Here is an 18,152-nt window from a genome sequence, read left to right on the forward strand (position 1 = left end):
CGGCCAAGCCTTGCGTGCGCAGTTCGGGATCGTTCTATCCCGGTGCCAAATAGCTCAGCGACCGACCTTCTCCTGCGCCAATAACCGTAGAGCGACCAGAGGCGCGGCTCGGGCCGAATGGGATAGGGGTCGAAATCATACTCGGTCATCATCCCCGCAACCCTCCTTGAATAAGAGTTGTCGTGAGAGCTCCCTTTTTGCGACCTTTATCGCCTAGATGATAGGTGCCTGGCGACATCCAGACAGGATGTCGACGTCGCCGAGGAAAGATCCATCAGACAGTTTCTGCCTGCACCTACGAGCCGTTCACCTGTGTTTCCGTATCGATATATTGTCGGTTCAACGGCTGGCGAGCCAACGTCCCGAACAGCGACAATGATGTTGCTTTTAGGAATTTTTGCGAAGATCGTCAACAAGTTGCTCCGGCGCGTTGTGTGAGCCGCGTCATAGCGTGGCAAGGTGCCGGCGATTAGAGTGGAAGACAGGTGTGCATTGGTGCACGCAACATCTGTGGAGCGTTGAGCATGCGATCGATCGGTCTAACCCTTGGCCTGGCAGTCGCCTTGAGCCTCGGCGCCTGCTTCGTCCAGCACCCCGATTTGATCGGTACGGCCGAGCCGGTATCGGCCGGTCAATGGAGCGGATCCTGGGTGGCGGCACCTTTGCGTGACGGCGACGAGCCCGGCTTCTTCCATGTCGGCGATGTCGATCCGGCGCAAGGCAGCTTCGAGGTCCGGGACGCCGACGCCGACGGTGCTGCCATGGGCGAGCCGATGGAAATGCATCTCCGCCGTGTGGGCGAGCAGCTGTTCCTCGACGTCCGCGACAAGGCCGACCGGCCCTGGATGCTGTTCGTGGTCGCGGAAGCCACACCGGAGCGCATCGTGCTGGCCTGGAAGCCGGCGGCGAAGCCCTTCGAGGATGCGATCGCCAAGGGCGATTTCAAGGCAACCTTGAAGAAAGCCAGTGATGGTGCGGTCGAGGAGATCGGTTTTGCGAAGCTCAGCGAGACCGAGGCTGAGCATCTCGCCGTTCATTGGCGCGACCTCTTCACCGCCGAGCGCATCACCCTAACCCGCATGGCGGACCCGGATTGAGCCTCGGATTGAGCTGGGCGAGCGGTCCCGCCGATCAATGCGTATGGCGGTGATGGCTGTCGGGCATATGCGCGTGCGCGTGCTTTAGCGGCGCATGGCGGTGCCAATGGCTGTGGGCGACGGTCGGCTCAACTTCCGCATCATGCTGATGATCATGATGTGAATCATGCCTGTGCCGATGCTCGTGTTCCAGTTCTTCGTGGACATGCTCATGCTCGTGCCGCTCGCTCAGATGCAGCCAGACACCGATCCCCATGAGGATGCCGGCGGCCAATAGCTGGAAGGTAACCGGCTCACCCAACAGAGGGACCGCCACCAGCGCGCCGATAAACGGTGCGATGGAAAAATAGGCACCCGTCCGCGCCGTGCCCAGATGGCGCAACGCGATCACGAACAAGACCAGGCTCACGCCATAGCCCAGGAAACCGGTGGCCGCGCCAAGGCCAATGGCGGTGAGCGGCGGCAACGTGCCGCCCGTGACATAGCCGATGGCAAGGCTGACCGGCCCCGCCACCAAGCCCTTGATCATCGCGATCTGCACGGGATCCGAGAGCGAGACCTTGCGGGTGAGGTTGTTGTCGAGTGCCCAGGCGAGGCAAGCGCCTAGAATGGCAGCTGGCCCGATAAGGTCGTGCAGCGTTGCTGCCGGATGCCAGCTGAGGATGATGGCGCCAGCAACGATGCTGGCCATGCCAAGGGCGATGCGGCGGTCGAAATTCTCGCGAAACACAAACCAGGCCAGGAGTGCCGTGAGGACCCCTTCCATCGTCAGCAGCAAGGAGGCCGCCGATGCCCCGACACGCGTCAGCCCGACGAGCAGCAGCACCGGCCCTATCACGCCGCCAGCAAAGACCGCTGCAGCCAGCCAAGGCAGCTCGTGCCGGGCGAGCTGTGCCTCCGCCATCCGGTGCGCACCGCGGCGGGCGGCATAGACGAGAGACAGGCCGACGCCGGCGCCGGCATAGAGGATCCCGGCGAGAATCCATGGGTCCATGGATCCGAGAAGCATCTTGGCAGCCGGCGTGGAGAGGCCGAACAGGACAGCCGCGCCGATCGCCGCAAAGACGGCGCTGATATTCATGATCCCGACCTTCTGATGAGACAGCATATTAACGGCAATCCGGGGCCATGCTAATCGGCAAACCCGCTAACCCTCTGCAGTTCAGGACATCGCCGTCGGGACGGGCGAGGTCCTGAATATCATATCGTGCCGACACGGTTTTCTGGCGTGCCGGCCCTGAACGGCGTCTCCTAGAATGAGACTCGGCAGAAAATTTTCCGTGAAGCGCCACGCCGAAAAAGAGAAAAACGTGTGAGTTATAGGACTGTATGTGCCATTAAAAGTTGAGATGGTCGCACATTCCTAATTTTAACGACTTTTCCCCGATTTCTGTTAGGATTTAGTTTAATCTCATTCTTGTAAAATTTGATCAATATTGTTCCTATTTAATTGTGACATCCACTGGGGTGGGTGCCACGGCGCTGGTTGTCAGCGTTGGTTTTCTGGGGGAAGTGATGGGGCTCATTGAACGTCGGTCGCAGATTGAAGTCTCGGTCATCCGGGACATGGGCGCCATGATGCAGGCGAACGCAATCCGCTCGGCCGTCTTCATTGGCGAATTCGGCTGCAGCCATGATGAAGAATTCGACGGCAATGATTTCAGCGCCACGCACATCATTGCGCGTGTCGGTGGCGAGCCGGCCGGGACCATGCGCCTCCGGTACTTCGCCGATTTCGTGATCCCGGAGCGCCTCGCGGTCCTGCCGGCTTTCCGCAAGGGTCGCTATGGCGACCGTGGCGTGGCTTATGCGCTGGCAACCTTCGGGTTCAATCTCTCGCGCATGAAGGGCTACAAGCGCTTCGTCGGTTATTCCGTCCTGGGGCTCGAACAATTCTGGGACCGGGTGGCGACCGCCAGCGGCGGCCGCGTCGACAAGTTCGGCGATGCGCCGATCGAATGCTCAGGCTCGACCTGTATCGGCGTGTTCGGCTCGCTGGACCCGATGCCAGGTGCTATCGATTCCCGCGAGAATCATCATCTGCTGACCGCCTGTGAGGCGGAACTGCCGGTTCACGTCATGCAGCGCGCACAGCTGCTGCAATCCGTGAGCCGCGAGGTGCCGCTGCCGGTAGGTGCATTGCCGACGGGTGCGTCATCGGGAGATGCATTGCCTGTCGACAATCGTCGCGCCAGTGACCGTCGTGGTGCCGACCAGCGTGGCGGCGACCGCAGGGCTGCTGACGGGCGGGCCACCGACAGGCGCGCGGGTGACCGCCGTAACAATGACCGGCGGTCGCTGGATCGGCGAGGGGAGAACCGCCGCGCTTCCGACGAGATCGGCCAGGACCAGCGCTTCAGCGACCGACGTGCAGATGATCGGCGGGCCGAAGATCGCCGCGCCCAGGATCGCCGGGCAGGCGACCGCCGCGCCGGCGACCGTCGCAATCTGGCAGCGCCCGCACCGTCCGCGCCCTCTGACCAGCGCAACACCTTCCACCACTATGTCGAAGCCGCGGTCGCGTAAGCGGGCGTACATTTCCTTCCCTCATTCTGAAGTGAGAAGAATATGTGCAACCTATTCCGCAAACGCCGGAAAAGAAAAGTACGTCGTTGCGATCTGACGGAATGTACCGTCCGCGCGAATTTTCTGTAGCGCTGCGTTGATGTCCTTGCGCAACGCGTCGTCATCCATGCGGACCGCTATGCCAGCCGCAAAGCTGATGGTCTCGCCCAAATAACCCGCGCCGTATATTTGATAGTCAGTGCCAAGTCGGTCCCCAATCTCGTACTGCATGAGCTGTCGATCCTCAAAAATCAGATCGACCTCGCCACTCGCAAGAGCTGAAGCCATATCTTCGCTGCTGGGTTGAGAAATCACCGTCGCGTCGGGAAACGTTTTGTGTGCGAATTTGTCTGCGCGCGTGGAATCTGATACTGCGATGCGGAGGCCGGCCAACGACTCTGGCGTGACATATCCATCACTGCCCGTCCGGACAGGTAGGCCTTTGCGACCGGCGAGGCAGACCGGGACCTGATAATAGGGGTCGGAAAAAGAAACCTGCTTGCGGCGGGCGTCCGTCATTTCCATTGATGAAACGATTGCATCGTAGTCGCGGGCCTGTAGGCGAGAAATGAATGCCTCGAATGGCACCTGAATTATTTCGCATTGCAACTTCAGCTGGCGACACAGTGCGCGCGCAGTGTCGACATCAAATCCGGTCAGCTTGCCGGCCGAGTCGGCAAAGCTAAACGGCGGGTAGTTGCCCTCCACTGCAATGCGGATAGCGTTGCGCGGCGCTGACTTCGCTGCAGATTGCACGACTGGCTTTGCCGCTGGCTTCACTGCGGCACTTGGTGCTTGGTGGCTTTGGCATGCGGTCAGACCAATCAGCATTGCCAATGCCAGTCCTGAAATTTGCTTCATCTAGACGAGCCCCCAGAGCGAGATTCGAGGGGCTCAAGCTACACAATTTCAGGACGAATTGAACCGCACAATCACAGCCCTAGAGAGGAAGGCGCCTACCGCTGATCGAGTTTGAATTCGATGCGGCGGTTTTTGTTGTAGGCGGCGTCGTTGTCGGCGGGGTCGAGGGGGCGGAATTCGGCGTAGCCGGCGATGACCATGCGATCGGCCGGCAGGCCCCGGCTGATGAGGTATTTGGCGACCGCGCCAGCACGGGCGGTCGAGAGTTCCCAGTTCGAGGGGAATTGCGCGGTGGCGATCGGCCGCTTGTCGGTGTGGCCATCGATCCTCAGGACCCAATCGAGATCCTTCGGGATATCCATCGAGAGGAGGATGAGGGTCGTTGCGAGATCGTCGAGCTGCGACTTGCCGGCATCGCCCAGCACCGCCGAACCGCTGTCGAACAGCACTTCCGACTGAAACACGAAACGGTCGCCGACGATGCGGATGTCTTGCCGGTCGCCCAGCACTTCGCGCAGGCGGCCAAAGAATTCCGAGCGGTAGCGCGCCAGTTCCTCGACCTTGGAGGCAAGCGCCGCGTTCAGCCGGTTGCCGAGATCGACGATCTGGACTTCCTGATCCTTGGCCTTCAGCTCCGAGGCGTCGAGGGCGGCGGTGATGCGCCCAAGTTCCTCGCGGAGCGCCAGCATTTGTTTGTTCAAAAGCTCGACCTGGAGCTGCGCCTCGTCGGTGATCTTCTTCTTCTCGGCATCCGACCCCAGGATCTTCTGCTGGAGGTCATCCTTGAGACTCTCGAGAGCGGCGATGTCGGAGAGGAGGGCAGTGATGCGCGCGCGGTCGGCATCAATGGTCTGGTAGGCGTCGGCCAGTTTCTTCGCCTGATCGGCACTGAGGGCTGCCTGCCGGTTGGCGGCGTCGCGCTCGCCGATCACCACATTGAGCTGGTTCTTCGTCTCATCGCGCTCGGCGGTCGCACTCGCAAGTTCCCCCGACATCTGTGAGAGCTGATCTTTGAGATCCTCAGCGGTCTTCTTTTCCATCGCCAGCATACTGGCGATCTCGCTGATCTGGGCATTCAACTTGGCCAGTGCATCGTCGCGGCCGGAGAGTGCCTGGCTCAGGAACATCTGTGCGATGACGAAGACCATCAGTACGAAGACGATGACCATGAGCAGGGTCGACAACACATCGACATAGCCGGGCCAGGCTTCCATCGGGCGTGCGCGGCGGCGGCTCATGAGCTAGCGCTCGTTGCTGGCGGCGGCGGCGATGGTGCGGGCCAGGAGCTTGATCTCACCGCGGATGTCCTGGACCGACTGATTGCGGCCCTGGGCAAGCTCCTCGGAGAGGCGCGTGAGGTGCGCATCGAGATTGCGGAGATGGTTGCGGCTGTTGGCATCGATGCCGAAGCCGCCATTAGCAGCGAGGTCGGCAAGGCGCGCCGTCACCTGCTGCTGGTTGCGGAGCTGGTCGTTCATGACGGCCAACTGATCGGCCAATTGCTTGAAGCCTTGGCTGGATGCACCACGACCTTCTTCGCCGCGCTGCATGACGCGCTGCAATTCGTTAAGGCTCTCGGCGGTCTGTTCGAGCAGCGCCTGGATGTAGGCCGGGATAGGCTGGTCGCCGGAGTCGGCAAAGGCACCGCTCCCGGCGGAGGTGAGGCGGGTCTGGCCGGAGAGCCAGTCTTCGAGCTCGTTGAAAAAGCGGTTCTGGGCCTGGCTCGCCATCAATTCCATGAAGCCGATGATGAGCGAGCCGGCGAGGCCGAACAGCGACGACGAGAACGCGATGCCCATGCCGCCCAAGGGCTTGGCGAGGCTCTGCTTCAGCGTGTCGAACATCAGCGTCGGGTCTTGTCCGCCGCTGATCTGCAGGTTGGTGATCGCGTCGGAGACGCCCTTTACGGTGCCCAAGAGGCCCCAGAACGTCCCCAGCAACCCCAAGAAGATCAGCAAGGAGGTCACGTAACGGCTGATCTCGCGGCTATCATCGAGGCGCGACTGGATGCCGTCGAGGAGCGAACGGAGGGAGCTCGCGTTGAGATGAAGGCGCCCGGTCTTGTCCTTGAGCATTGCCGCCATCGGTGCCAGCAGGCGGGGCTGGGTGTAGCTCTGCGAAAAACCGCCGGTACGGTAGTCCTCGATCCAGCCGATATCGCTGTAGAGCCGCAGCACCTGCCAGATGGTGAAAAGAATGCCGAGCAGCAACACCGCGAGGATGCCGGTGTTCAGGATCGGGTTATGGGAGTAGGCGACCGAGATCGGGTCCCACAGCAAAACTGTAATGAAGATGGCGGCAAGCAGCGCCACCAGCATCCAGAGCAATTGCCAGATCGGGCGACTCATTCAGACACCGTTCTCAAAATTGCGACCGGGCTGGCGATGTGCATGCCGCTCTCAGCCCGCCGTGGGGACGATATCGACGCGGTCGGCGGGGCTGCCTTCGGATTTGGTGCCGAGTGCGCGCACATCGATGCGGTTTGAGCGAACGCCCTTGCCGATCAGATATTTGCGGACTTCGAGACCACGGGCGAGCGCCTTGCGGCGGGCCTGGCTCTCGGCATCCGGGGTGCCGCTGCTATAGGCCAGGACCTGGACCTTCATGGTTTCGTCGCTGAGCATCTTGGCAGCAATGCCGTCGAGGTCGCCGGTGGCGCCCTGCGGCAGTTCGTCGGTGGCGCCGTCGAAGACGATGCGGGTGCCGCCGGTGGGCAGCGCGGCCGTGCCGCTGGCGTCCGGCGTGGTTTCGGCCGGGGCCTCGGCACTGGCGACCTGATCAGCGGCCGGGGCATCTGCTGCCGGTGCTTCAGCGGCGGGGGCATCGGCGGCAGGTGCCGCGTCGGCAGCAGGCGCTTCAGCAGCGGGCGCTGCCGCGGCAACAGAGGCCGTGGCGTTGGCGGCCGGTGAGGGCACACTTGCCGGCACTTCAGTGGGTTCGGCCGGGGCAGTCGGTGCGGGCACCGGCTCGGCGGCAGCGGCCGGTTCGGCAGCCGGCGCTGGCGGGGTCGCGGGTGCAACTGGCGTTTCGACAGCGGGCGCTGCCGGTGCGGGGCCGGTTTCGAGGGCAGCTTCCGCGGCGGCGACCTGGGCTGCCGCGCCTTCTTCGGTCGCGGTCGGCGTCGAGGCCGGCATCGCGGCGGGTGCAGCGGCCTTCTTCTTTTTCTTCTTCTTTTTGGTCGTGGTGGCGTCGCCCGGATTCTTCAGCGAGACCGGCTGTGCACCCGGGACATTCAAATAGCTCAGCGGTGAGGCGGATGTCGGTGTGCTGATCGGCAGCGCGCCGTTGGCAGCAAGGCCCGGGGCGAAGGCCGGATTGGCATAGGGCGCCACGAAGGGGGTGTTGCTGGGTGCCGCGGCATAGCCATAGACCGGCACCGGCTGGCCATAGGCTGCAGCCGGGGCGCCGTAGACCGGGACGCCTGCGGGTGTAAAGACGGATTTCGGCGACGCACTCACCCGGGCACTCGGGACGTAGCCATAGGGCTGGAAGCCGCCCTGGATGCCATTGGGGGCCGGGGCCGCGTAGGGCGTGAGGGCGCCGTAATTGACGCTGACCGGCGCAGAATTCGCCTGGGGGAAATAGTAGGCCTGCTGAGCCTCGGCGCCCGGCGCCAGATAGAGAGGGGCAGCGAGGGCCATGCCGGCCAACAGCGATCTCGCCAAAAGGGTGGTCTTACGTCCGCCGACCGTCTTTGCCCGCTTGCTCATATCCGCCTGCCAGTCTCAAAAGATGGGGTGCAATTCGGCCTGGACTATAACCGATCCGAATTTGTCCCTACAACCCGCCCTTTCATGAGCCGGCTTAAGTATTAGGGGCAAGATGGGGAGACTCGGACGTAGCAGCCCGGCCGTTAATGGCCGATCAGGTTCTGGATCGGGGCATGGAGCGTGTTGTTGGTGGCGAGAATCTCGCCATTGGCCAGGACCGGGGGCTTGCCCTTGAGGTCGCTGACATAGCCGCCAGCTTCCTTGACCAGCAGGATGCCGGCCGCGATGTCCCAGGGCGAGAGGAACTCTTCCCAGAAGCCTTCGTAGCGGCCGCAGGCGACATAAGCGAGGTCGAGTGCAGCGGCACCGAAGCGGCGGACGCCGGCGGTCTCACGCATGGCCTTGTCCATCTGCTTCTGGAAGCGTTCGATATGGCCATGGCCGCGGAACGGGATGCCTGTCGCCACCACGCTCTCGTTCAGATTCTTGCGGCCGGAGACGCGGATGCGGCGGTCGTTCAGGAAGGCGCCGGCACCCTTCTCGGCATAGAACAGCTCGTCCTTGATCGGATCGAAGACCACGCCGGCCGTGATCTCGCCCTTTACCTCGAGCGCGATCGAGATGCAGAAATGCGGGATGCCGTGGAGGAAGTTGGTGGTGCCGTCGAGAGGGTCGACGATCCAGCGGCTCTCCGGATCGGGGCCTACTTCCTCGCCGCTCTCTTCCATCAGGAAGCCGAAATTCGGGCGGGCCTTCTTCAGCTCTTCCTTGATGGTGCGTTCGGATTTGTGATCGGCATTGCTGACGAAATCCGCCGGGCCCTTCTGCGAGACCTGCAACTGCTCGACCTCGCCGAAATCACGGCGGAGACCACGGGCGGCCTTGTCGGCAGCCTTGCACATCACATTGATCAGGGCAGAACGCATCGCCATGGCAGGGCTTAATCCTTCGACCGTTCCATGTACTCGGAATCCGCGGTGCGGACGACGATCTTGGTTCCTGCGCCGACATGCGGCGGCACGAGCACGCGGACACCGTTCTCGAGCACGGCCGGCTTGTAGGAAGAGGAGGCGGTCTGGCCCTTCACCACGGCATCGGCCTCGGTAATGAGGCAGACCACGGTTTCGGGCAGCGTCACCGAGATGGGGGAGCCTTCGTAGCTTTCCACCGTCACCACCATGCCTTCGGTGAGGTAGACCACCGGCTCGCCGATCAGGTCGCCATTCACGGTCAGCTGCTCGAAGCTGGTATTGTCCATGAAGGTGTAGTCTTCGCCGGACGAGAACAGGAACTGGTACTCATGCTCGTCGAGGCGCACGCGGTCGACGGTGTCCGAGGAGCGGAAGCGCTCGTTGAGCTTGGTCCCGTCGCGGATGTCCTTCAGCTCGACCTGCAGGAAGGCACCGCCCTTGCCCGGCTTCACATGCTGCGTCTTCACCGCGCGCCAGAGGCGGCCCTGATGTTCGATGATGTTGCCGGGGCGAATGGCATTGCCGTTGATCTTCATGGCGTCAACCTGATCAGTCTTGAAATGTTGTCTGGAAAAGCGGGCGGTTTCTAGCAGGTGGGCCCTGGATAGTAAACCGGCGGATGGGCGGGTGCTGCGGATCGGCAGCCAAGACGTGCTGTTTATTATCAAGACACTCTTAATGAGAGCTGGCCGATTCGTGCGCCCTGGTGGGCGCCGGCCTGGTCATCGGAGTCGCGCAGCCTGTTGTGGTTGTTCTTCGCTCATGGACACCATATCTAGCTGGAAAAGAACAAAAAATCTGCAATCGTTCTCTTTTCGATCTAAAGTCTTTACAAGCGGAACAAAGACTGTACATTGGTCGTCATTCGGCGCCGATTTGTCACTGCTCCGGTGCTGTGATCTAAGGTGGGAGAGACGCTTATGTCGCAGAACGTCGTGCGTATTACGGACAGGGACACTAAGGACAACATGGATAAGAACAAGGCACTGGACGCCGCGCTGTCGCAGATCGAACGCGCCTTCGGCAAAGGCTCGATCATGCGCCTGGGCAGCAGCGAACAGGCGGTGGAAACTGAAGTCGTTTCAACGGGTTCGCTGGGGCTGGACATCGCCCTGGGCATCGGTGGCCTGCCGCGCGGGCGCATCGTCGAAATCTATGGTCCGGAAAGCTCGGGCAAGACCACGCTGGCGCTGCAGGTCTGCGCCGAGGCCCAGAAGGCCGGTGGTACCTGCGCTTATATCGATGCGGAACACGCGCTCGACCCCTCATATGCCACCAAGCTTGGCGTCAATGTCGGCGATCTGCTGATCTCGCAGCCGGATGCCGGCGAGCAGGCGCTCGAAATCACCGATACGCTGGTGCGGTCCGGCGCCATCGACATTCTGGTGGTTGACTCGGTCGCCGCCCTGGTGCCGCGGGCGGAACTGGAAGGCGAGATGGGCGACAGCCATGTCGGTCTCCATGCCCGCCTGATGAGCCAGGCCCTGCGCAAGCTCACCGGTTCGATCAGCCGCTCGAAGACCATGGTTATCTTCATCAACCAGATCCGCATGAAGATCGGCGTCATGTTCGGCAACCCGGAAACCACCACCGGCGGCAACGCCTTGAAATTCTACGCCTCGGTCCGCCTCGATATCCGCCGCATCGGTGCCATCAAGGACAAGGAAACCGTGGTCGGCAACCAGACCAAGGTGAAGGTGGTCAAGAACAAGTTGGCCCCGCCCTTCCGGGTGGTGGAATTCGACATCATGTACGGCGAAGGCATCTCCAAGATGGGCGAACTCATCGACCTTGGTGTTGCCGCGAGCGTGGTCGAGAAGTCCGGCGCCTGGTTCTCCTATAGCGGCCAACGTATCGGCCAGGGCCGTGAAAATGCCAAGACCTTCCTGCGCGACAATCAGGCCATGGCGAAGGAAATCGAACAGAAGATTCGCGCCAATGCAGGCCTCGTCGCCGGCGCCATGATGGACGCCAGCGGTGGCGACAAGGTGGACGATTCAGACGCGTAATTTTGATATCGCGGCGTGGCCCTCGTAAGGGCTGCGCTGCCAAGGTCTCTCTCCGGCAAGCGCGCCGGTCCCGGGTATCCCCCTGGGCCGGCGCGCTTCGTCGTTTATGAGATCTGCTGCGACCGGCTCGACACCCTGACACCGATCGTCATGCCCGCCCTTGCTGCGAGCATCCAAGAGTTGGGTTTTGTATCAGCAAACTCGTGGGTGTCCGGCCTTCGCTGGGCATGACGGGTATGCAACTTGGCGCGGCGGGCCGATGTTCCCCAGATGCATGTCAGCGTTTCCGCATGCTACGCTCGTGCATCATGCCCAATACCCTGCCGCCATCCGCGCTTCACAGCCCCCCCATCCCGGCCATCCTGCTGGCCGGTGGGCGCGCGTCGCGTATGGGCGGCGGTGACAAATGTCTGCGGCTGCTGGCTGGGCGGCCGATCCTTAATCACGTGATCGAGCGCGTGCGGCCGCAGGTGACGCAGCTGGTGCTGAACGCCAACGGAGATCCCACGCGCTTTGCCGCCTATGGTTTGGCCGTCGTGGCGGACGAGGTCGGCGGCCAGCCTGGGCCGCTTGCCGGCATTCTCACGGGCCTCGATTGGGCGGCCGTGCATCTGCCAGCCACCCATCATGTGCTGAGTGTCTCGACCGATTGTCCCTTCCTGCCCACGGATCTGGTGGCACGCCTGCACGCGGCGCTGAAAGACGGTGCTGCCATCGCCATCGCTGCCAGCCATGGGCGCAGCCATCCGGTGATCGGCCTGTGGCCGCTGGCCCTGCGTGAGGATCTGCGCCATGCGCTGCTGATCGAAAACCTGCGCAAGGTCGAGCGCTTCTGTGACCGCCATCGCACGGTCGCAGTAAATTTCCCCGGCGTGGTGAACCTTCCCGGCGGCGCGGTCGACCCATTCTTCAACGCCAACACGCCCGAAGATATCGCGGTTGCCGAAAATCTCTGGGCAAAACTAAAACAGTCTTGAGCCTCCACCTTTTTATCCCCGCAGGATGCCAAACGTGACCCATGCTCTAATGCCTATCGCACGCTTCCCTCGGATTGCAGTACTGCTGCTTGTCGCCATCGCGGCACCGAGCGTCGCTGCCCGTGCCGCCGATCTCAGCGCCGAGGAAAAGAAGATCATCTGCGCGGGCCGGCCGACCTGCCAGATCATAACCGTCACCGATGCCGGCAAAGGGCTGGATGGGGTGCCACTGCGCGTTGCCGATATCGTGCTGGGTCTCCAGGACATCCCCAACTATTTCCCGCAGGAAGGCTGCCGCTCGACCGAGGCGGCGCTGGAGACCATGGACAAGATGGATGGCGGGCGCGAGATCTGGGTGCTGGCCGGTACGGCGCGACCGGTGAAGCTGCTGCCGCTGTGCAATGACGGCTATGGCTCGGCGATGATGGGCTATGACGAGATCACCATCGCCGACAACCAGCTCACGCACACGCAATCCGGCGGCTCCGCCTGGCGCTGGAGCGCCGCCACGACCTTCCAGCTGTGGCCCTTGGCGCTGATCAGCGAGACCGACTGCTCCTATCACAATGCCGCCCCCAACACCGGCGAACTGACGGTCGTCGATCGCAGGACCCTGGCCGCGCGCGCCTATGCACCGGCACCCCGGGCGGATTGGACCGATGCTGAGATCGGCTGCCCGGCGGTCGACGCGGATCTGTCCAAGCCCCTGCAGCCGCAGCCCGCACCCGATGTCGTTGCCGCCTATCCAGTTCCGGTGCCGTTCGATGTCGATGCCTCACCCTTGGCCGACGGTACCACGCTGGGTACCTGCGGCCTCAGTCTCCGGAGCGATGGCAGCAATGGCTTCATCATCTTCGGGAAGCCCGCCGCGGCCGAGGATGCCGCGGAAGTCCGAATTATCGGCGAAAGCTCGAAGTCACTGCTGATCCAGGTGCGCGATCCTCTGGCGGCAGCGGCGCAAAAGGCGGCCGCTGGCCTCTCCTGGATCAAGGCACCGCATGTGGAAATCTGGACGGCGGCCGAAGGTGAATTGTTCGACGGCGATGCCGCCCAGGGTCCGGAGCGCGGCTATATGCAGATCGGCGTCGGCCTCGATGGCAAGGTCAATGCTGGTGCCGGCAAGCCAGAAGCGTTGCCCAAGGTCACGACCTGGCCGGGCAAGGACGAACAGGGGCGCGACGTCACCGTGCTGCGTGTCACTTGGGACGATGACGGCGCCACGGTCTATGGTCTTGGTGTGGTCTATTCGCAGGCGGCGGGGGGCAAACAGCTGCGCCTGGTGTCGAGCGCGCCGATCCAGAAGAACAAACCGCTGTTCCTGCCCAGCATGTGGCACAATTCGCAGGATGAATCCGGCGCTCCCGGCGGCATGTGCGAATTCTCCGGCGACAGTCATCAGCTCGATCTCTGAAGAATTGCCAGCCAACCAGCCTGCCTGCCGCAGCATTGACGCTGCGCAGCTTCTCCATGCTAACCTGCGCGCTGCAACCTCCGCGGGAGTCGGCAGCAAGTGGTATCGGTGATCAAAAGGCGGCGGAACCAGACGCGCGGGACCTCATATACATCTACGCTGTGCCTGATCCTGGTAGTGGCCATCTTCTGCCTGGGCGGTATCGCCGCTCTATTTGCGCAGCGCGCGGCGGAGGCAAAGGAGGCAGAGAAGGCACGGGCCTTGCAGGTGGAGGCCGAGCTTGCTGCGCAACAGGTCGTGGATTTCATTCAGCCGGCAATCAGCACGACGCTGGAACTGGCGATCGCGATCGAAAAGGCGCGTGCTGACGGCGTCGGACGCGACAAGATTCGTAGGCTCGCCGTGCCGCGCTTGCAGCGGCGCCCGGAACATTTCGGCGTTGCCGTGGTCTTCGAACCAAATGGCTATGATGGCAAGGACGCGAAGTTTGCCGGCGTGGCACCCGAGCAGAATGAAGAAGGGCGCTTCGTCGCCTACTACTACAATAACGGCGAAGCTCCTGTGGGGATCGATCACCTCGTCATGACGATCCAGTCCGGGATCGCCGGCTGGTATCTCGAACCCTTGCACAACAAGCGTGCGCGACTTGAGACGCCTTATACCTACCCGATCCACGGAATCGACACGCTGATGACGACTGTCAGCGTTCCCTTGCTGGCAGAGGGCAGGGCCTTCGGTGTCACCACGGTGGATATCAGATTGCCGGATTTCGTGAACAGGGTGCGCTCCCTGGTACCGGGTGGGACGGGCGAGGTTGCCTTGCTGAGTGCAGCCGAGATCTGGATTGTCCATCCGGACAACGAGAATATCGGCCGGGACCTGCTGCAGCCACGCCCGGCGTTTACCGATCCCCTTGGAAACGTCCTGGCCGCCAACGCCTATCAGGGCTATCGGTCGGGCGCTCAAACCACGTTCTATCGCTATCATCCCAAAGGGACGGCCATCGAATATGTGCTGGTGCCCGTCAAGTTTGCCGGCGTGCCGGAGACCTGGACCCTGTTCTTCCGCATCCCCTTTGAACAGGCGGACCAAGGCATTGGGCGGGCCGTGTTGATGCCGCTTGCCATCGCCATCGCGGCTTTCATGCTTGGCGTGGCCTTGGCGATGAGCCTTGACAGGAGCCGGCTGGCCGCTCGGCGGCAACATACGCGTGCACGATCATCTGTCGTTGCGCAAAAGCGACGGTCGACATCAACCGTACAGCGTCGCTAAAAGATTAATGCGGGCTGATATATCATATTAATGTCGAATTAAGCCTATTCTCTCATCGTACCTGCTGAAATCTTCTGGAGAGAGATCATGGCGGCGGGTTCGAAATCGGGGCGTATAGGATTGCGTGCGCGAGTCATGCTCTCAGGCATTGCTGTCTTACTGGTCGGCATCGCTGGCGCGGGCGGTGCTGCGGGATGGATGGCCTACAGCCAGGCCAAGCGCGACGCCGCCGCCAATCTTAGCGCTATTGCCACGAGCACGGCGCGGCAGGTGACCGGCTTCATCCAGCCGGCTGTCGACGTTGCCGAAACCCTCGGCCGCACCATCGAAGGCGGCAAGATGAGTGGCCTGCCGCGCGGCGCCATCAAAGGGCTGGTCGTGCCGATCATCCGGGCGCATCCTGAATTCGTCGGTGCCACGGTGGCGTTTGAGCCCAACGGCTATGACGATGATACAGCCTTCAAAGGCAAGGCGCCCGCTGTCGATGAGAGCGGCGCCTTTGTGCCGTTTTATGTCGATTCAGAGCAAGGTGTGCCGCCGGAGCAGGATGTGGATGGCCGGTTTGTGCCCTATTACTACAACACTTCCAATAAGGGCGTTGCCATTGTGCCGTTGGTGATGACGGTCGAGGCCGGCATTGAAGGCTGGTATCTCACCCCTCTGAAGGCCGGGCACACGATGCTGACCCCGCCCTATATCTATCCGGTGGAAGGCGCCAACGTACTGATGTCGACGTTGAGCGTGCCGATGATGGCCGGCGGCAAAGGCTTTGGCATCGCCACCATCGATCTGCCTCTCACAAAGGTGACCGAAACGCTGGATGCCATCAAGCCGATGGGTGATGGTCGCGTTCTCATGCTGAGCGACAACGGCATCTGGGCCGCCAATCCCGATCCGACACGTATTGGCCAGACCATCGCCATGGACAAGGATGCAGCCTTCGCGCCGGAAGCGGATCTCAAGCCCATGTATGACGCCTTCCTCGCGGCCAAGTCGAGCGAGCCGGTGTTACAGATCGACGCGACAGGCGAACATTTTGTCGTGTTCGCCCCGGTCAGCTTCCGTGGACCGGCGGAGATCTGGACGCTGGTAATCGAAGTGCCGGTCGCGACCGTGCTGAAGGAAGCCAATGAACTGATCTATACGATCGTCGCCATCGTCGGCATTGCTTTGCTCCTGGGCGCGATCATCTTTGCCTGGGTCGGCAGCCGTATTGCCAAGCCCATCGTGGCGCTGGCAAAGGTCACCAGCGATGTGGCGCAAGGCAATTTCAGTGCCGAGGTGAAGGGTGCCGAACGCGGCGACGAGATCGGCGAGCTTGCGCGTTCGGTCGAGGTGCTGAAGCTGGGCCAGCAGGAAAAGCTGCGCCTGGAAGAAGAGCAACAGAAGGCCGCCGAACGGGCCGAGGTCGAAAAGCGTGCATCGATGCAGAAGCTTGCCGATGGTTTCGAGCGCTCGGTCAAGACCGTGGTCGACAGCGTCACCAAATCCGCCCAGCAATTGCAGACTCACGCCAAATCCATGTCGGATGTGGCAGAGAATGCCACGCAAAAGATCGGCGATGCGTCGGGTGCCACCGACAATGCCTCGGGCAGTGTCGATGCGGTGGCTGCGGCAGCCGAGGAACTTTCCGCCTCGATCAGTGAGATCAGCCGGCAGGTGGCCAGTTCCTCCGATGTCGCCCGTACAGCGGTGGGCGAGATCGGCAAGGCCAATGAGACGATGAAGAATCTGGTCGTGGTCTCGGAACGGATCGGCGAGGTCGTGAAGCTCATCACCGCCATTGCAGAACAGACCAATCTGCTGGCGCTCAACGCCACCATTGAAGCGGCGCGGGCCGGGGAGGCCGGCAAGGGGTTTGCCGTCGTCGCCAACGAGGTGAAGGCGCTGGCCAGCCAGACCACCAAGGCCACGGAAGGGATCTCGGTCGAAATCCAGGCGATCCAAAGCTCGACCGACGGTGTCGCCAAGGCGATGGCGGTCGTTACCAGCACGATCGAGCGGATCGACGAGATATCGAGCTCGATCGCTGCCGCCGTCGAGGAACAATCCGCCGCCACGCGCGAGATTTCCAGCAACGCCCAGGCGGCCTCGGGCGGCACGCAATCCGTCCGGCAGAACATCAATGGCGTCGAAACCGCCGTGCGCTCGGCCCGCGATACTGCATCGGGCGTGCTCAGTGCCGCCGAGATGATGGCCGAACAGGCGAAATCCCTCAACCGTGAGGTTGAGAGCTTCATCGCAGAAGTGCGCGCGAGTTAAGATTCCCCTCGACCGGGATACGCCACCTATCCTAGCCTCCGACCCTGACGTTCTGGGGGAGGCTGGACATGGGGCAGGAGAAGATTGCCGTCATCGGCAATGGAATCATTGGCCATGGCGTGGCGCAGGTGTTCGCCAGCGCTGGGCATCCAGTGGTGATGATCGGGCGCAGCCGCGTCAGCCTCGACGCCGCTATCATGAAAATGCAGGCGAGCCTTGCTGAATTCGTCAGCCATGGCCTGCTCACGGCCAATGCAGCCAATTCTGTTCCGGCGCGGGTGGTGCTCAGCACCGATCTCAAAGACGCAGCAGGCGCCGATCTGGTGATCGAGGCGGTGACCGAGGATTTGCCGCTGAAGCTCAAAATCTTCGGTGAACTGGATGCGCAGTGCGCGCCTGCGACGATCCTCGCCTCATCGAGCGGCCAGCCGGCCAGTGCGCTTCTGGAAAATGTGAAACATCGCGATCGGGTTATTGCGACGCATTTCTGGTATCCGCCGCAGCTGATACCGCTGGTGGAGATTTGCGGCGGCCCATTCTGCGCGCCCGATGTGCTGGCGCGGACGGTGGCGCTCATCCGCGGCACCGGCAAGGAGCCGGTGGTGATCGAGAAGGAAGTGAAGGGCTTTATCGGCAACCGGCTGCAATTCGCCCTGCTGCGCGAGGCATGGGCGCTGTGGGCCGACGGCATTGCCTCGGCCGAGGCGATCGATGCCGTGGTACGTGCGTCGTTTGGCCGGCGCATCGGTATCACCGGACCGATTGAATCGGCCGACATTGGTGGACTTGCCACCATGGTGAATTTCGGCAACTCGCTGATCCCGGATCTCAGCACCGCATCGCAGGCGCCGGCCAAGGTGGCAGCGCAGGTCAAGGCCCCTACTGATATCAGGGATGGCGGGATGCCTGGCATCTATGATTGGGGCAAGCGCGATCCGGCGGCGCTGCGTGCCCGGCGCATGACGGAACTGTTCCGCTGGCTCAAAGCCGATCGCGACAAATTGTAAGAGACGATCC

At 62.3% G+C, this 18,152-nt stretch carries 15 protein-coding genes; 8 read left to right on the plus strand and 7 right to left on the minus strand.

Annotated features, from left to right (window positions below):
- Nucleotides 1-524 precede the first annotated feature (524 nt).
- Nucleotides 525-1,097 (plus strand): hypothetical protein, encoded by a 573-nt coding sequence (locus AC1DWZ_RS10115; protein ID WP_477168761.1) that lies wholly within the window; start codon nt 525-527, stop codon nt 1,095-1,097.
- A gap of 34 nt (nt 1,098-1,131) precedes the next feature.
- Here the strand turns inward: AC1DWZ_RS10115 and AC1DWZ_RS10120 are convergent, their stop codons facing one another.
- Nucleotides 1,132-2,178, minus strand: a complete 1,047-nt coding sequence (locus AC1DWZ_RS10120) for a DMT family transporter (RefSeq protein WP_477168762.1) — start codon at nt 2,176-2,178, stop codon at nt 1,132-1,134.
- 434 nt (nt 2,179-2,612) lie between these two features.
- Here AC1DWZ_RS10120 and AC1DWZ_RS10125 point away from each other — a divergent pair, with 434 nt between their 5' ends.
- On the plus strand, nt 2,613-3,623 hold the full coding sequence (locus AC1DWZ_RS10125; RefSeq protein WP_477168763.1) for a GNAT family N-acetyltransferase: 1,011 nt from the start codon (nt 2,613-2,615) through the stop codon (nt 3,621-3,623).
- Between the two features lie 51 nt (nt 3,624-3,674).
- Here the strand turns inward: AC1DWZ_RS10125 and AC1DWZ_RS10130 are convergent, their stop codons facing one another.
- The 6 genes from AC1DWZ_RS10130 to efp all read right to left on the minus strand — a co-directional run bounded on the left by AC1DWZ_RS10130 (nt 3,675) and on the right by efp (nt 9,740).
- On the minus strand, nt 3,675-4,523 hold the full coding sequence (locus AC1DWZ_RS10130) for a transporter substrate-binding domain-containing protein (protein WP_477168764.1): 849 nt from the start codon (nt 4,521-4,523) through the stop codon (nt 3,675-3,677).
- A gap of 95 nt (nt 4,524-4,618) precedes the next feature.
- Nucleotides 4,619-5,761 (minus strand): peptidoglycan -binding protein, encoded by a 1,143-nt coding sequence (locus AC1DWZ_RS10135; protein ID WP_477168765.1) that lies wholly within the window; start codon nt 5,759-5,761, stop codon nt 4,619-4,621.
- A 3-nt stretch (nt 5,762-5,764) separates the two neighbouring features.
- A complete protein-coding gene (locus tag AC1DWZ_RS10140; RefSeq protein ID WP_477168766.1) occupies nt 5,765-6,871 on the minus strand; it encodes a flagellar motor protein MotA in 1,107 nt (368 codons plus the stop codon).
- 51 nt (nt 6,872-6,922) lie between these two features.
- Entirely contained in the window at nt 6,923-8,233 is a 1,311-nt protein-coding gene (locus AC1DWZ_RS10145) for an OmpA family protein (protein WP_477168767.1), read from the minus strand.
- A 143-nt stretch (nt 8,234-8,376) separates the two neighbouring features.
- The gene (locus AC1DWZ_RS10150; protein ID WP_477168768.1) at nt 8,377-9,165 is read right to left on the minus strand and encodes an inositol monophosphatase family protein; all 789 of its coding nucleotides are present in this window, start codon (nt 9,163-9,165) and stop codon (nt 8,377-8,379) included.
- Between the two features lie 8 nt (nt 9,166-9,173).
- A complete protein-coding gene (efp, locus tag AC1DWZ_RS10155) occupies nt 9,174-9,740 on the minus strand; it encodes an elongation factor P (RefSeq protein ID WP_477168769.1) in 567 nt (188 codons plus the stop codon).
- Between the two features lie 384 nt (nt 9,741-10,124).
- Here efp and recA point away from each other — a divergent pair, with 384 nt between their 5' ends.
- The 6 genes from recA (at nt 10,125) to AC1DWZ_RS10185 (ending at nt 18,142) form a co-directional block, all read left to right on the plus strand.
- Nucleotides 10,125-11,213, plus strand: coding sequence for a recombinase RecA (gene recA / locus AC1DWZ_RS10160; protein WP_477168770.1), 1,089 nt, complete (start codon nt 10,125-10,127; stop codon nt 11,211-11,213).
- A gap of 308 nt (nt 11,214-11,521) precedes the next feature.
- The gene (mobA, locus tag AC1DWZ_RS10165; protein WP_477168771.1) at nt 11,522-12,190 is read left to right on the plus strand and encodes a molybdenum cofactor guanylyltransferase MobA; all 669 of its coding nucleotides are present in this window, start codon (nt 11,522-11,524) and stop codon (nt 12,188-12,190) included.
- A gap of 34 nt (nt 12,191-12,224) precedes the next feature.
- The gene (locus tag AC1DWZ_RS10170; protein ID WP_477168772.1) at nt 12,225-13,601 is read left to right on the plus strand and encodes a hypothetical protein; all 1,377 of its coding nucleotides are present in this window, start codon (nt 12,225-12,227) and stop codon (nt 13,599-13,601) included.
- 177 nt (nt 13,602-13,778) lie between these two features.
- The gene (locus tag AC1DWZ_RS10175; protein WP_477168773.1) at nt 13,779-14,873 is read left to right on the plus strand and encodes a PDC sensor domain-containing protein; all 1,095 of its coding nucleotides are present in this window, start codon (nt 13,779-13,781) and stop codon (nt 14,871-14,873) included.
- Nucleotides 14,874-14,960: 87 nt separating this feature from the next.
- Nucleotides 14,961-17,135: a methyl-accepting chemotaxis protein gene (locus AC1DWZ_RS10180; RefSeq protein WP_477168774.1), complete on the plus strand. Its 2,175-nt coding sequence runs from the start codon at nt 14,961-14,963 to the stop codon at nt 17,133-17,135.
- Nucleotides 17,136-17,203: 68 nt separating this feature from the next.
- Nucleotides 17,204-18,142 carry a 3-hydroxyacyl-CoA dehydrogenase family protein gene (locus tag AC1DWZ_RS10185; protein WP_477168775.1) on the plus strand — a complete coding sequence of 313 codons (939 nt, stop codon included), beginning with the start codon at nt 17,204-17,206 and terminating at the stop codon, nt 18,140-18,142.
- Nucleotides 18,143-18,152 lie beyond the last annotated feature (10 nt).

Source organism: Dongia sp. P2_B8 (assembly GCF_056404715.1).

Bases quoted from the DNA above. Each gene is read 5' to 3' on its own strand.
- AC1DWZ_RS10140 (WP_477168766.1), bottom strand. From the start codon at position 6,871: ATGAGTCGCCCGATCTGGCAATTGCTCTGGATGCTGGTGGCGCTGCTT.
- AC1DWZ_RS10150 (WP_477168768.1), bottom strand. From the start codon at position 9,165: ATGGCGATGCGTTCTGCCCTGATCAATGTGATGTGCAAGGCTGCCGAC.
- AC1DWZ_RS10130 (WP_477168764.1), bottom strand. From the start codon at position 4,523: ATGAAGCAAATTTCAGGACTGGCATTGGCAATGCTGATTGGTCTGACC.
- recA (WP_477168770.1), top strand. From the start codon at position 10,125: ATGTCGCAGAACGTCGTGCGTATTACGGACAGGGACACTAAGGACAAC.
- AC1DWZ_RS10125 (WP_477168763.1), top strand. From the start codon at position 2,613: ATGGGGCTCATTGAACGTCGGTCGCAGATTGAAGTCTCGGTCATCCGG.
- AC1DWZ_RS10135 (WP_477168765.1), bottom strand. From the start codon at position 5,761: ATGAGCCGCCGCCGCGCACGCCCGATGGAAGCCTGGCCCGGCTATGTC.
- efp (WP_477168769.1), bottom strand. From the start codon at position 9,740: ATGAAGATCAACGGCAATGCCATTCGCCCCGGCAACATCATCGAACAT.
- AC1DWZ_RS10120 (WP_477168762.1), bottom strand. From the start codon at position 2,178: ATGAATATCAGCGCCGTCTTTGCGGCGATCGGCGCGGCTGTCCTGTTC.
- AC1DWZ_RS10185 (WP_477168775.1), top strand. From the start codon at position 17,204: ATGGGGCAGGAGAAGATTGCCGTCATCGGCAATGGAATCATTGGCCAT.
- AC1DWZ_RS10145 (WP_477168767.1), bottom strand. From the start codon at position 8,233: ATGAGCAAGCGGGCAAAGACGGTCGGCGGACGTAAGACCACCCTTTTG.
- mobA (WP_477168771.1), top strand. From the start codon at position 11,522: ATGCCCAATACCCTGCCGCCATCCGCGCTTCACAGCCCCCCCATCCCG.
- AC1DWZ_RS10180 (WP_477168774.1), top strand. From the start codon at position 14,961: ATGGCGGCGGGTTCGAAATCGGGGCGTATAGGATTGCGTGCGCGAGTC.
- AC1DWZ_RS10115 (WP_477168761.1), top strand. From the start codon at position 525: ATGCGATCGATCGGTCTAACCCTTGGCCTGGCAGTCGCCTTGAGCCTC.